We start from the raw sequence: 13,593 nt of genomic DNA, 5'->3' as shown, positions 1-13,593 counted from the left end.
GTCGTCGGGGAGGGTCGTCGGGGAGGGTCGTCGGGGAGGGTCGTCGGGGTCGACGACGAGCGCGGGCGGGTCAGGCGCGGACGGGGTACCAGCGGGAGCCGAAGCGGCGCGTGAGGGTGCGGCCCTCGATCTCGGCGCGCTCGTCGAGGTGGTGCAGCACCGCCCAGCCGGCCTGGCGGGCGGACGCGTCGTCGTCGGCCTGGTAGCGGATCGTGACGCGCGCACGGCGCTTCACGACCTCGACGTCCCACGCCTCGACGGTCACGAGGGTCCGCGCGAGGTCGACCGCCTCCGGCAGCAGCTCGGGCGCGGACGTGCCGGGCCGCAACGTGCCGACGAACGCGCGCACGCGGTACGACGGCACGCGTGCGGCTCAGGCGGAGACGGGTGCGTCGGCCGCCTCGCGGACCACGTCGAGGAACGAGGCGGCCAGCAGCGCGCCGGTCGCGACGAGCTCGTCCTCGCGGGCCGTGTAGTCGGCCAGGATCGCGTCCGCGTCGGCGGACTCGTGGCCCTCGGCCCAGCCGCGCAGCGTCGGCCCGGACACCTCGGGGTGGAACTGCACGCCCCACGCGGAGCCGACCCGGAACGCCTGGTACGGGTACTGGTTGGACGACGCGAGCCACACGGCACCCGGCGGCAGGTCGACCACCGCGTCGGAGTGCAGGGTGGGCTGCGCGCTGACCTTGCGCTCGGCGGGGCCGGGCAGGCCCGCGACGAGCGGCCCGAACAGCGCGTCCGCGCCGGCCTCGGGGCGCCACCAGATGTCCACCACACCCGCCTCGGGTCCGGGCGGCGCGGCGACCTGCACGCGCCCGCCGGTCGCGGCGGCGAGGAGCTGCGCACCCAGGCAGATGCCGAGCGTCGGGACGTGGGAGGAGACGGCGTCGGCGAGCAGCGCGCGCAGCCCGGGCAGCCACGGGGTGCCGGCGTCGTCGTAGGCGTTCATCAGGCCGCCGAGGACGACGAGCCCGTCGCCGACGCGGTCGATCGTCGGGAGTGGATCCCCCTGGTCGGCGCGCACGACGGTCAGCTCGACGTCGCTCCACCAGCCTGCGAGGCGGTCGAGCGGGGCCTCGGGCGAGCTCTGCACCACGGTCAGTCGAACGGTCACGTCCGCCGACGGTACCCGCTACTGGTCGTCGGTCCGAAACGCGCTGCTCAGGCCGCCCGTCGGACCAACCGATTCGGGCGAAGCCACCCGTACGGGGACCGACGCGTGCCGCGCCGACCCGCCGTCACCCAGGCGTTTCCCAGGCAACCTCCAGCCTGCGGCGCGAAGATCGCTCCATGAGCACGCACGCGTCCGAGGCCGAGGCCCGGCTCCTCGTCGTCGACGACGAGCCGAACATCCGCGAGCTGCTGGCGACGAGCCTGCGGTTCGCGGGGTTCGAGGTGCACGCCGCCGCGGACGGGAACTCGGCGCTGCGCCTCGCGCGGGACCTGGACCCGGACCTGCTGGTGCTCGACGTGATGCTGCCCGACATGGACGGCTTCACCGTGACGCGCCGCCTGCGCGAGAAGGGCCAGCACATGCCCGTGCTGTTCCTCACGGCGCGCGACGACACGCAGGACAAGGTGCAGGGACTCACCGTCGGCGGCGACGACTACGTGACCAAGCCGTTCAGCCTCGAGGAGGTCGTCGCGCGCATCCGCGCGATCCTGCGCCGCACGTCCCCCGCCGAGCAGGACGACTCGAACCTCATCCGCTACGCGGACCTCGAGCTCGACGAGGACTCGCACGAGGTGCACCGCGCCGGCCAGGAGATCGACCTGTCCCCCACCGAGTTCAAGCTGCTGCGCTACCTCATGCTCAACGCCGGGCGCGTGCTGTCCAAGACGCAGATCCTCGACCACGTGTGGCAGTACGACTGGGGCGGCGACGCGAACATCGTCGAGTCCTACATCTCCTACCTGCGCCGCAAGGTCGACTCGCTCACCGGCCCGGACGGGGAGAAGCTGCCGCCCCTCATCCACACCAAGCGCGGGGTCGGCTACCTCCTGCGCTCGATGTCGTGAGCCTGACGGACCCGGGACCCGTCCCGCCCCCGCCTCCTCGCCGCGGCGGTGCGGCGGGTGCCGCGACGAACGCGCCCGTCCCGCCGACGACGAGCACGACCGAGCCGGTCACCGAGCAGACGACCGCCGAGGAGCGGGCCGACGCCACGACCGGCGGGCTGCACTGGTGGCGGGGCATGCCGCTGTCGGGCCGGCTCGTCGCCATCTCCACGGTGCTGCTGCTCGTCGGGCTGGTCCTCGCAGGTGTCACCGCGACCGCGCTGCTGCAGCGCACGCTCGTCGGACAGGTCGACGACAAGCTCCGCACCGAGGGGCTCGCGCTCGTCAACGCGACCGCTGGAACGCCGCCGTGGGAGGGCTCCGGCCCACCCACGGACTACCTCGGCGTGTACGTGAAGGACGGCCGGTTCGGCACCCTGTTCGCACCGCGGACGTCGGCGTTGCACGAGCGCGGTGTGCCGAACCTGCCCGCGCTGACGGTCGAGCAGGCACAGGCGCGCGAGGGCCGACCGTTCACGGTGTCATCGGACACGGGGTCGAAGTGGCGGGCGGTCGCGTACCCGGGGACCGAGAACTCCACCGGTGAGACGGTCGCGATCATCATCGCGCTGCCTCTCGAGGACGTGTCCGCCACGGTGCGCTCGATGATCGGGGTGCTGGCCGTCTCCGGCGTGGTGATCCTGCTGCTCGGCGGGCTCGCGGGCTGGTGGGCGGTGCGCCGGTCGTTGCGCCCGCTGCGGCAGATCGAGCACACCGCGGCCGCGTTCGCCGCAGGCGACTTCTCGCAGCGCGTCCCGCCCGCACCGACGTCCACCGAGGTCGGCCGGCTCGGTGCCGCGCTCAACGGGATGCTCGCGCAGGTCGAGCAGGCGTTCGCCGCGCGCACCGCCTCCGAGGCGCGCATGCGGCGGTTCGTCTCCGACGCGTCGCACGAGCTGCGCACCCCGCTCGCCGCGATCCGCGGCTACGGCGAGCTGTACCGGATGGGCGCGCTGACCTCCAAGGAGCAGGTCGACGACACGTTCAGCCGCATCGAGGGCTCCGCGACCCGCATGGGCACCCTCGTCGAGGACCTGCTCTCGCTCGCCCGGCTCGACGAGAAGCGCGAGGCCCGGCGCGAGCCAGTCGACCTGACCGTGGTGGCCGCCGACGCGGTCAGCGACCTGCGCGCGCTCGACCCGACGCGCACCACGCGCATCGTCCCGCTCACCTCGGGCGGCGCCACGGGCCCCGTCGTCGTCCAGGGCGACGAGGCGCACGTGCGCCAGGTGGTCGCCAACCTCGTCGGGAACGTCGTGCAGCACACCCCCGCCGGCACACCCGTCGAGATCGCCGTCGGCCTCGCGCAGCGCACGCCCGGTCCCGACGAGCCCGCAGGCCCCGACACGCCCGTGGGCGTGATCGAGGTCCGCGACCACGGACCCGGCATCGACCCCGAGCACGCCGCCCGCGTGTTCGAACGGTTCTACCGCGTCGACGCCTCCCGCGGCCGCGACTCCGGCGGCTCAGGACTCGGCATGGCCATCGTCGCCGCGATCGTCACCGCCCACGACGGCCACGTCGACCTCACCCAAACCCCCGGCGGCGGCACCACCGTCCGCGTCGAGCTCCCGACCGCACCCGAGACGCGAACCGACTGACGCCCTCCGGCACGGATCGTGCCGGCCACGCATCTCACGCATTCGCATCAGACATTCCCGTTTCCACGAGCCCGCGCCGAACATCTGTCGGAATCGCAGTTCCTTCAGACGCTCGAGCGACGCCCTCGAGTCCGTCCAGACTCCTGCGACGCCAGGGGATGTGATCGTCGGGACGCTCCAATGCTCTCGACCAGGTCAGGGGACGTCCCTTGTGAACCGAGAGCCGATGCGACGCTGCCGAGCCCATTCCCAGGGCGGCACGTCGAGTCTCACGTCAAGCAACGCAGGATCGCGCGCCTCGACATACAGCGCGATGTCGTCCGCGTCATCGATCTGGAGATATGGACGAGCCGACCTCTCACCCAACTGCACGTAGATCGAGTACGGCGCAAACGCAATCAGCGCATCTCGATCGGGTTCCGTGGGTGTGAGAACCACGCCGGCACCACCCGTGTTCTTCGGTGCGCGCGCGAGCAGCCGATCAAGCGCCCACTGCGGAGCCCCCTCCGCGCCCGCAATCGCGTCGATCTGGATCCACGCCGGGGTCCAGACGTCCACCACCTCTGACACGAGGTGTGACACTTCGTCGGCACCAAGGCCGTCAACCCGGGCCGTCAACACCCGCTGGCCCTTCGCGCGCGAGAGAAACATGTTACGCCCTCTCCCTTTCCTGACGGTCTCAACGCCTTGGCACCTGGAGGGCTGCCCGGACTGCGGGATGGTCGCGGTCAGCTGGAGCTCGCTGGAGCGTCGCTGCGCGACGTGCCGCCCGGCGACGTGCGCGTCCGCGATCGACGCCGAGTTGGCCGACGCGACCGCAGTCCTGGACGCGTTCCACGTCGGCAAACTCGGCATCCAGGTCGTCGACGAGGTCCACCGTCGATTGCAGCAGGGCACCACCTGGCACCACGGACGCATGGGCGACGCTCTGTTCGGCATCCAGACGATCGTGCGCGCCGGTGCGGAGACCCTCACCGACCGCCAGCTCGCCCGCCTCGAACGAGCGATCACCGCGCACGACGCCCACGAAGAGGTCTACGTCGCCTGGCGCGGCGCCCAGGACCTGCAGGCCGCCTTCCGCGTGAATCACACCGACTCGGGCCGCGCCCGCGCCGAGAAGATCCTGGATTCGTTCCACACCCGCCCAATCCCCGAGTTCGCGCGCCTGGAGCAACTCGGCGACGAGCCTGCTTGTGCGCTACGGCACGGTCTGTCCTTCCAGGAGCACGTCGCGAACATACACGGTGTCACCTACAGCCACAGAAAGTTCTCCGCCAACCTCCCCATGGACAGTCCAGGCCAGGAAGGTGACGACTCGCCCGGACTTTCGTGCCGACACCTTGCGAACGCACTCCCGTTCGATGAAAAGCAGCTCGCGGCCCTCTCGCTCCCATCGGACACTCACTGAGTTGTGCTCGCCACTCCACGTGACCATCACCATGTCGCCGTCCGCCGCCCAGGCCGTGAGACACACGGCGACGGTATCGCTCTCAAGCGACTCGACTACGATGCCCAGGTCATCGAGCTCTTCAATTGGCGGAATTTCGATAGTCAATTTATCGGCCCCCGTCCGGAGGGAATGGGGCTCATCACAGATGAGGGTGTAGGAGTGTCGACGATGTCGTGAGACGTCGGGCGTGGTGGCGGGCGTGTCGAGGTGGGGGAAGGCGTCGAGGTCTTCCGAAGATGGGGGTTCTCACACCAACCCATCCGAAAGGCCTCGACGTTGGACGACGCTACCTTCTGCCCGCCTGACCTGACCACGTTCGCCCGTCTGGACGACCTCGGCCTGGTCGTCGTCGGCCAGCACGTCACCGACCGCCGCACGGTGCTCGAGTGCCGGGTCGTCCCGGTGCCGGGCGACGAGTTCTGCCGCCAGTGCGGTGCGGAGGGCCTCGTGCGGGACACGGTCACGCGCCGACTGGCGCACGAGCCGTTCGGGTGGCGGCGCAGCACCTCATTCTCCTGCTCCAGCAGCCGGATCCGCCGGTGCGCCTCGCGCAGTTCAGCGGACTCGGTCCGGGTCACGCCGGGACGGTTGCCGTCGGCGACGTCGGCGTCACGCAGCCAGTTGCGCAGGCACGACTCGGCGATCCCGAAGTCGGCTGCGACCTGTTTGATCGGAGCATCCCCGCGGCGAGCCACGGCCACGACGTCGTCGCGGAACTCCTGGGGATAGGGTCTGGGCACGATGCACATCCTTCCAGCGGCGCCTCCGGCGCCACAGGTGGGTGTCACCTACTCGTGCATCAGCCCCAGGCCCTGTCACTGGAAGACCAACTCCTCACCCATTGGCCAGGGAGCCTGACCCGGTTTCCCGGACAGTTCGGGTTGGTTGATCATGCCGCCGCGGTAGCGGTGGTGTGAAGGTCCTCGAAGTCGTTCGGGGACCGGTAGCCGAGGCCGGAGTGGCGCCGGTGGGGGTTGTAGAAGCCTTCGATCCACTCGAAGATCGCCGCGGCGAGCTCCTCGCGGCTGGCCCAGGTGCGCCGGTCCAGGAGCTCGCGCTGCATGGTCGACCAGAACGACTCCATCATCGTGTTGTCCACGCTCGAGGCGACCCGGCCCATGGACCCGAGCAGGCCGGCCGAGCGCAGCCGGTGCCCGAAGATCCACGAGGTGTGGGCTCCGCGGTCCGCGTGGACGATCACGCCCGGCGCGGGCTGGCGGGTCCAGATGGCCATCTGCAGGGCGTCGACGACCAGCTCGGAGCGCATGTGGTCCGCGATCGACCACCCCACGACCTTGCGGGTGAACACGTCCAGGACCGCGGCGCAGTAGACCTTCCCGGTGTTCGTGGGGTGCTCGGTGATGTCGGTGCACCACAACCGGTCCGGGCTGTCGGCGGTGAAGCGCCGGCGGACCAGGTCCTCGTGCGGTGCAGGCAGCGGCCGCTGTCCACGACGTTTGCGCCGGTGACACACCCCGGCCAGGCCCGCGGAGCGCATCAGCCGGGCCACGCGCTTGCGCCCGCTGGCCAGACCCAGACCGAGCCGCAGCTCGGCATGGACCCGGGGAGCCCCGTAGGTGCACCGCGACATCTGGTGGACCGCCACGATCGTCGCGGTGAGCTCGGCGTCGGCCAGCGACCGGGCCGAGGGCGGCCGGACCTGCCAGTAGCCGGACCTGGAGACCTTCAGCACCCGGCAGGCCACCGCGACGGACACCCCGTCCTCGGCGAGCTCACGGACCAGCCGGAACGTCATTTTGGGAGGACGTTCTCCCGGGCGAAGTAGGCGCTGGCGCGCTTGAGGATCTCGTTCTCCATCTCCAGCACCCGGGTCCGGCGGCGCAGCTCGACCAGCTCCTTGCGTTCCTCGCTGGTCAGACCCTCCCGACGGCCGGTGTCCACGTCGTCCTGGGCCATCCACCGACGCAGGCACGACTCGCTGATCCCTAGGTCGGCCGCGACCTTCGCGACCGGCTGCTGGCCACTGCGGGCCAGGTCCACTGCTCGGCGCCGGAACTCCGGCGGCTTGGCTGCAGGCACAAGGACTCCTCTCGAAGGTGACATCGTCACCTCACGGCAGGTGTCCGGGAAACCGGGGCAGGCTCCCTCGGCAGATCCACGACAACCGCGTACGCACCCATGGGCGCCTCGCTCGTCGAGAGCGTGTCGGTCACGACCCCGCAGACCGCCAACGGTGACCGCCTCACGACGACGACCACCTATGTCCCGCAGACCGGTTGGCCGGTGCGGTCGACCGACGCGAACAAGCTCGTGACCACGGCCGAGTACGACGCTCTCGGGCGACTGGCGAGCGTGAGGTACCCCCAGCACGCAGGGTCGGGCCCTGCTTCGATCCAGTACGAGTACGAGGTCAACGCACGCGGGCAGAACGCCGTCGTGACCAGGACCCTGGGCGCCGATGGCAAGACCCAGCACGTCAAGGCGGCGCTGTACGACGGGCTCCTGCGTGTGTTCCAGACGCAGGACGAGAATCCCGCGGTCACCACGAAGGGGCAGACGGCCGCGCAGCGTGGGACGGTCCTGTCGCACACGTACTACGACTCCGCCGGCCGCGTGAAGAAGGTCGCGGGGCCATGGGTCGTCTCCAAGACGGTGCCCTCCGCGGTGCCCCAGGACACGCCGAGCTCCAGTCGTCGGGTCACGACGTACCGCTACGACAAGGCGGGTCGGGTCACCGACGAGATCGTCTGGCACAACACCACCTCGAACTCGAACAACGAGAAGTTCCGTACGGTCACGCTCTACGACGGCCGGTACACCACGGTGGTGCCGCCTCAGGGTGGGACGGCCTCGACGACGATCGTGGACGGCAGGGGCAGGACGGTCGCGGCGCGGCAGTACACGACCCGCCCGACCGTCCAGATCACTCTCAACGACTCCACCGTGTCCCTGGACCCGAGGACGGCGTCGTCGGCCGGGTACGTGGAGGCCAGGTACACCTACACGCGGGCCGGCCAGCTGAAGTCCGTGGTGCAGGACTCCACGACCAGCGAGAGCCCGACCTGGACGTACACGTACGACAAGGCGGGCCGCAAGGTCTCCTCGCAGGACCCGGACAACGGCACGACGCGCACCGTGTACGACGCCGTCGACCAGGTCGTCCAGGTCACCGACGCGCGCGGGTACTCGACGTCGACGACCTACGACCAGCTCGGACGCAAGACCGCCGTCGTCGGGAAGACCTCTGCTGGTGCGACCCTCAGCACGGCGACGTTCGTCTACGACACCGCCCCGCTCGTCGGGAAGGAGAGGCTGGCGCTCGGTCAGCTCGCGTCGTCGTCGCGGACAATCGGCAGCGACGTGTACACCACGGCCGTGGACGGTTACGACGTCGCGGGCCGTCCGACGAGCACGACGGTGACGCTGCCCGCCGTCGGCGCGCTGAGCGAGCTGGAGAACCGGTCGTTCACGACCGCGTACACGTACATGGCCGACGGTCAGGTCGAGTCCGTCGCGCTGCCCGCGGTGACGACCGAGGGCGCGTCCGGTGGTGAGAGCGTCCTGGGCGCGGAAACCGTGCGCACGTACTACGACCAGGCGTCCAAGCCTCGGTGGATGGCGGGCGGGTTCGGGTGGGGTACCTACGTCGCGGACTCCAGCTACGACTTCATCGGTCAGCCGAACGCCCTGGATCTGGGTACGACGTACGGTGCTGCGGTCGCCTACTCCTATGACGACCTGACGCGCCGGCTGACTGGTGTCGCGCTGATGCGCGAGCAGATCGGCGGGACGGACCTTGACGTCACGTACACCTACGACGACGCGGGCAACCTCACCTCGGCTGTCGACGAGCCGGGGAACACGGCCCTGGGGGTGCACCGCTGCGATGTGCAGAACTTCCGTTACGACGGGTTGCGTCGGCTCACCCGGGCGTGGACCGCGAACGACACCGGTGAGTGCGCGAAGAACGCCACGAACGCCATCTCGAGCAGTCCGGCGCCGTACGACGTGGCGTACACCTACGACGTCCTGGATAACCGCACGACCGCGACCGCCACCGGTGTGAACGGTGCGGTCACGACGACGAGGTACACGTACTCCTCGACCAGGCCGCACCAGCTGCTCGCGGCGAGCACCACCGGCGCGGCCAGTGCCACGGCGACGTACGCGTACGACCCGGCGGGCCACCAGAGCACGCGCACGACCAACGGGTCGAAGGTCGATCTGACCTGGGACGCCGAAGGTGAGCTGACGTCGGTGGGCACGGACACCTCGGCCGTGTACGACGCCAACGGTGACCGCCTCGTGCGCGTCGATGGCACGGGCACGACGGTCTACCTGCCCGGTGGCCAGGAACTGTCGATCAGCGGCGGGAAGGTCACCGCGACCCGCTACTACACCTTCGCCGGTCAGAGCGTCGCCGTGCGCACAGGACGCGGCCTGGGCGGTGTGACCTCACTGGTCGCGGACATGCACGGCACGACCCTGGCCGCGGTGCCCAACGGGTCCTGGAAGACGACGTCGGTCATCAAGCAGTACACCGACCCGTTCGGCGCGACCCGCGGCACCCCCGTGACTGTCCCGGGCGACCGACAGTTCCTCGACAAGACCCGCGACCAGACCGGCCTGACCCTCATCGGCGCCCGCTACTACGACGAACACACCGGCCGGTTCATCAGCCTCGACCCACTGCTGGACCTGTCCGACCCCCAACAATGGAACGGCTACGCCTACGCCAACAACAACCCCACCACGTGGTCGGACCCGACCGGTCTCGACCCGGATACCTCCGCCTGGATCCGCGACCGCACCCGAACAAGCCAGGCCGGGCGGCCCAGTATCGCGGAATTCGCTCGCGCGCCCTATAGGTACGCGCGCAACCTACTTTGGGACTCAAACGGAGAGTCAGTACCCGTCAACCTTATTCAGTCGCAGGTGGCTGGCCTCGCATACTGGGCGAGGGAGATAGTAGTTACTGGTGCGCGGGCTCAGCGACTGAACGTGATCCTTCCTGAGGTGCGCAATCCGAACGCGGGCAAGGGCCTCATCTACGATCTACAGTTCTCGTATGGCACAATTGCGCCCGACCTTGCTTTGGCGGCTGCGACGGGTGGTGCAGGCGCTCCCGTAGGCGTCGCTCGCACGGGGAGCCGGATCGCGTCCCTCGTGGGCAGAATTCAACGTCTATTCACTGCTGGGAGTCGCAGCGAGGGAATACTGGCCGATACGGCGCGAATCGAGGCCCACCTTGCACGACTGGATTCCTCCGTCGCCAACGATGCGATGCTAGCGCGTCTGCGCTCTGCGGCGGCAGAGGGCAGGTCACTAACCGCTGGCGAGCGGAACTTTGTGAAGCACGAACTGACGGAGGCGGAGCTGATGGATACCGGCATGGGCTACGAGCGAGCCCACGAGATTGCCGGACGGACTCACCCCACGTTCGCGAACTACGATCCGGAGGTGATAAAGCAGTTTCCGGAGCTATTCAACCGCAACTGGCGAGCGTATTGGGGTATTGAATGACCACTGCTGGGCCAAGCCGACGATTCTCCATTCGTGACGACGAGCACACCGCGCGGATCGATGGTGTTGAAATACTTCGGGCATCGCTCGACGCGCAGGCGCGCGGTCGCTGGGTTGGGAACGCGCGATGCGTGGTCGAGACGCTTCGACTTGGCGGCGGTCAGATGCCACGTGCGCTGTTAGGGGGCTCGTACGCCCCGGACCTTTCCGGCAGGTTGGTCATCGAGGTTGAGACATCAGGGGTGGACATTGGGGGCGACGCCGCATGCGCGAGTCGACTGTCCAGCACACTCGTGCGAGGACTCCCGCTCGAGTTCGCACTCTCCGCTCAGAACGGCTTGCTGCGCAGTGGTCTTGGCTCAGGGTTGGTGCGGATCGATCGTGCCGGGTTCGATCCTGTTGAGTCGTCGGGCTTGGCATTCGAACTGACCGCCGAGCTGCTGGCAGTCGTCCTTGAGGCGATGGCTTTCGGCCGGGCGTTCGAGCAGGACGTTCAGGCAGCTGTACGAGCATGGCCGTGAGCCAGCGCCTCGCAGAGGCGTGCGACAGCGCGACACCTCCGTGTCGGAGTCAAGGACGCGGGCAATGCCACGAGTTGGCTCTCTCAGTGGGGCCCGGTTGTTGCCAAAGTGACTTACAGGGACTTAGACGTCAACGCCTACGCAAAGGGAGCTGATCGCAGAGGCGAGCGGATTGTGAGGAGTAGCGACGGGCCAGCCTTCTGCACGAGCGATCACTACCGTTCGTTCACCCAGTTCTCGTTGAGCGCGCGGGCACCGGGACGCCGATCGGCAATGCGGCGCGCGGTGCGCCTGGGTTCAAGGAGCGGATCGATTTCGGTGACGTGATTGGGCAGTTCGCTGACCATGCAACGGGCGAGCTCATCCCGTGCCCCGTGTTCCGTGGAATCGGGTTCCTGGATTCTTGTGCCACTTGACCCTTGAAGGAGGGCCTCGTGGGACGTCGTGGATGCCCGCCGGAGTTCCGGCGCAAGGTGCTTGATCTCCTTGACGCTGGCCGGGCCGTGGGCGATGTGGCCAGGGACCTGGAGATCAGTTCGGCGTCGATCTACACCTGGCGCCGCCAGGACTGCATCGCCCGCGGCGCGATTCCGCGGGCTGAGCAGCGCGGAGAAGTCCGAGCTGACCGCTGCGAGGAAGCGCATCGCCGAACTCGAGGCCGAGGTGGCGATCCATCGGCGGCCAGCGAGCGTCTGGGGGAGGGCGATGCCCCCAAGAGGCGGTTCGAGGCCATCGCGGTGATGGCCGCCCGAGGGCATGCTGTGCAGGTCGCGACCCGCGTCCTGGGCGCCTCGGATTCCGGGTTCTACGCCTGGCGCATAGGCGATGACTGAGTATCGCGTTGAAACGCTGTGGTCCGCCCCTTGTTCGCGGAGTCGGGGTGCTAGATTGTCGGATCACCTGACCTGAGTTGGCGGCGCGGCATACGTCAGTCCTTTCCCAAGGAGACCTGTACCGATTCCTGTTCGACGAGAGCATCGAAAGGCTCGGGTCGACTCGAGGCGGTGAGAGGGAGGCTCCACTAGCGTGAACCGTCAGGTGACGAGATTGGGTGCGATGGTCGCACTGTCTGCCTTCTTGGTGTCGTGCTCGTCGGGCGAGTGGGAGCCTCCACAGGGTCTACCCGCCGAGTGGGTGGAGGATGACAGGAGCAGCGACAAGGCAGACTGGGTCATTGTCCGACTCGAGCCGGATGGTACCGCCATCCTGCAGAACGTGCCCACATGGGACGGCCGGGGCAATTGCGATTTGGCCCGCCCCGAGAACTATTCCGGGCGGGCTGAATGGTCCTTCGAAGACGGCGGCTTCACGCTCGATAACTCTGCCACGGCCCCATTGCAGTTGCTGCACACCGGTCGCCTCGGGCGTGACGTCTGGGAAAAGGTCGGTCTCGCGGTCTGCGGACGCGACTCCCCCCAGGACCGCATTGTCTTCCTCAGTGGCGGCGGTCCGAATGGCGAGTTTGGCGATCCTCGCGTCCGGGCGGACTGATGGCTCCTCGCAAATGCGGATGTGGCGCGCCGGGAGAGATCACCGCAAACGGCGCACGTTCCGCCATCCAAAGCTCAAGAGTCGGGCCAGTTCCCGCGCAATGCCGAACCGGACGAAATTCTGGGCGAAGGGACGCGCACGTCGGTGTCACGAACTACTCCACGCATGGTCCCGATGGGTTGTCGCTGAAACGAGTGTTGATGTGACTGGACGGGCTTACGGCGGTATCGGCACGCCACACGTCGTCGACTTCGAAAGGCATGTCAATCCTGCGAACGGCGAGGTGTTTGTGCCCTGGATCAACGGTCCGGACGGGCACGCCTGACGAGCTGATGGGTCTTGACTGAGTTCGACACGGAGGAGTTTCCCGCATTCCGCACTTGGCGGTCCGGCTCCCAGCCGCGACCCGATGCCTACGCCTACATGGCTGAGCATCTGGACGCGGCGAGCGCATTCTTCTTCGCCAGGTTGTTGGCGCCGGATCTGGTCCTCGAGAGGGGGTGCATCATCCTGAAGGACCGATACAGCCCAAAGTACTTCGAGCAGTGGTGGTCGAGTGAGGCGGGCAACACCGAGTCCATCGAGCGCGCGATGAACCACCTCCACCTCTGGGACGTGTTCGAACCAGAAGGCCAAGCTGAAGAGCGTGCGCTTGAGGTCTTGGCGGTACGTATCGCCCGAAGCTGGGAGTTGCATGCTGCCCAAGCGCTCCCAGATCGATGATTTCCAAGCAGATGTCACAGACGAGTACGGACCTACGATCGTCATCAGCAGCGGGCCCCGCAGTTCGCCGTGATCAAGAGGTTGGTCGGCTTCGTCGCAGCGCTCTTCATTGCGCTCTTGGGCGCGCCGGCGCGAGTGATGCGATTGCCGACGTTCCGGGCTGTCGTCGGTCGCTGACAACCACGGCGCCCCGGTCTACGACCAGCCGAACAACTACACCGCCCCCGGACGCGGTCCGCCCGCGACGTACGACCACGCCCGTGCC

13 protein-coding genes and 3 pseudogenes are annotated in these 13,593 nt (G+C 68.5%); 9 read left to right on the top strand and 7 right to left on the bottom strand.

Translation table 11 applies throughout. The annotated features are described in order from the left end of the window. Positions 1–70: 70 nt before the first annotated feature. Positions 71–364, bottom strand: coding sequence for a hypothetical protein (locus F1D97_RS05985; protein ID WP_236122964.1), 294 nt, complete (start codon positions 362–364; stop codon positions 71–73). A gap of 9 nt (positions 365–373) precedes the next feature. Next, entirely contained in the window at positions 374–1,114 is a 741-nt protein-coding gene (locus F1D97_RS05980; RefSeq protein WP_236122963.1) for a type 1 glutamine amidotransferase, read from the bottom strand. Positions 1,115–1,290: 176 nt separating this feature from the next. On the opposite strand from F1D97_RS05980, the gene F1D97_RS05975 reads away from it, so the two are divergent. Together F1D97_RS05975 and F1D97_RS05970 are read left to right on the top strand one after the other, a co-directional pair. Then, on the top strand, positions 1,291–2,019 hold the full coding sequence (locus tag F1D97_RS05975; protein ID WP_236122962.1) for a response regulator transcription factor: 729 nt from the start codon (positions 1,291–1,293) through the stop codon (positions 2,017–2,019). Then, on the top strand, positions 2,016–3,659 hold the full coding sequence (locus tag F1D97_RS05970) for a sensor histidine kinase (protein WP_236122961.1): 1,644 nt from the start codon (positions 2,016–2,018) through the stop codon (positions 3,657–3,659). Before F1D97_RS05975 ends, F1D97_RS05970 begins: the two co-directional genes overlap by 4 nt. A gap of 195 nt (positions 3,660–3,854) precedes the next feature. Here F1D97_RS05970 and F1D97_RS05965 read toward each other — a convergent pair whose 3' ends face one another. After that, positions 3,855–4,310 carry a hypothetical protein gene (locus F1D97_RS05965; RefSeq protein WP_236122960.1) on the bottom strand — a complete coding sequence of 152 codons (456 nt, stop codon included), beginning with the start codon at positions 4,308–4,310 and terminating at the stop codon, positions 3,855–3,857. Between the two features lie 133 nt (positions 4,311–4,443). Between F1D97_RS05965 and F1D97_RS17560 the strand changes: the two are divergent. Beyond that, positions 4,444–4,827, top strand: a pseudogene (locus F1D97_RS17560) (transposase); the annotation flags it as partial. Positions 4,828–5,385: 558 nt separating this feature from the next. Continuing rightward, positions 5,386–5,616: pseudogene (locus tag F1D97_RS05955) on the top strand (ISL3 family transposase); the annotation flags it as partial. A gap of 62 nt (positions 5,617–5,678) precedes the next feature. Here F1D97_RS05955 and F1D97_RS17530 read toward each other — a convergent pair. The 3 genes and pseudogenes from F1D97_RS17530 to F1D97_RS05940 form a co-directional block, all read right to left on the bottom strand. After that, a pseudogene (locus F1D97_RS17530) lies at positions 5,679–5,858 on the bottom strand (transposase); the annotation flags it as partial. A 140-nt stretch (positions 5,859–5,998) separates the two neighbouring features. Beyond that, positions 5,999–6,865: an IS3 family transposase gene (locus tag F1D97_RS05945; protein WP_236122554.1), complete on the bottom strand. Its 867-nt coding sequence runs from the start codon at positions 6,863–6,865 to the stop codon at positions 5,999–6,001. Further along, complete coding sequence (locus F1D97_RS05940) at positions 6,862–7,149, bottom strand: transposase (protein WP_186811418.1); 288 nt, start codon at positions 7,147–7,149, stop codon at positions 6,862–6,864. Before F1D97_RS05940 ends, F1D97_RS05945 begins: the two co-directional genes overlap by 4 nt. Before the next feature lie 99 nt (positions 7,150–7,248). Between F1D97_RS05940 and F1D97_RS05935 the strand changes: the two genes are divergently transcribed. Next, positions 7,249–10,593 (top strand): RHS repeat-associated core domain-containing protein, encoded by a 3,345-nt coding sequence (locus tag F1D97_RS05935; protein ID WP_236122958.1) that lies wholly within the window; start codon positions 7,249–7,251, stop codon positions 10,591–10,593. After that, a complete protein-coding gene (locus F1D97_RS05930) occupies positions 10,590–11,114 on the top strand; it encodes a hypothetical protein (protein WP_236122957.1) in 525 nt (174 codons plus the stop codon). Before F1D97_RS05935 ends, F1D97_RS05930 begins: the two co-directional genes overlap by 4 nt. A 215-nt stretch (positions 11,115–11,329) precedes the next feature. Here the strand turns inward: F1D97_RS05930 and F1D97_RS17365 are convergent, their stop codons facing one another. Continuing rightward, a complete protein-coding gene (locus tag F1D97_RS17365; protein WP_255701586.1) occupies positions 11,330–11,461 on the bottom strand; it encodes a hypothetical protein in 132 nt (43 codons plus the stop codon). Positions 11,462–11,548: 87 nt separating this feature from the next. Here F1D97_RS17365 and F1D97_RS05925 point away from each other — a divergent pair, with 87 nt between their 5' ends. The 3 genes from F1D97_RS05925 to F1D97_RS05915 all read left to right on the top strand — a co-directional run bounded on the left by F1D97_RS05925 (position 11,549) and on the right by F1D97_RS05915 (position 13,328). Further along, a complete protein-coding gene (locus F1D97_RS05925; protein ID WP_236122956.1) occupies positions 11,549–11,947 on the top strand; it encodes a transposase in 399 nt (132 codons plus the stop codon). A gap of 193 nt (positions 11,948–12,140) precedes the next feature. Next, complete coding sequence (locus tag F1D97_RS05920) at positions 12,141–12,605, top strand: hypothetical protein (RefSeq protein WP_236122955.1); 465 nt, start codon at positions 12,141–12,143, stop codon at positions 12,603–12,605. 339 nt (positions 12,606–12,944) lie between these two features. Further along, positions 12,945–13,328, top strand: a complete 384-nt coding sequence (locus F1D97_RS05915; RefSeq protein ID WP_236122954.1) for a hypothetical protein — start codon at positions 12,945–12,947, stop codon at positions 13,326–13,328. Positions 13,329–13,593 lie beyond the last annotated feature (265 nt).

Origin of the sequence: Cellulomonas palmilytica, assembly GCF_021590045.1 — a bacterium.
In the GTDB taxonomy this organism is placed as follows: domain Bacteria; phylum Actinomycetota; class Actinomycetes; order Actinomycetales; family Cellulomonadaceae; genus Cellulomonas; species Cellulomonas palmilytica.
This window is presented reverse-complemented; position numbering and strand designations above follow the sequence as displayed.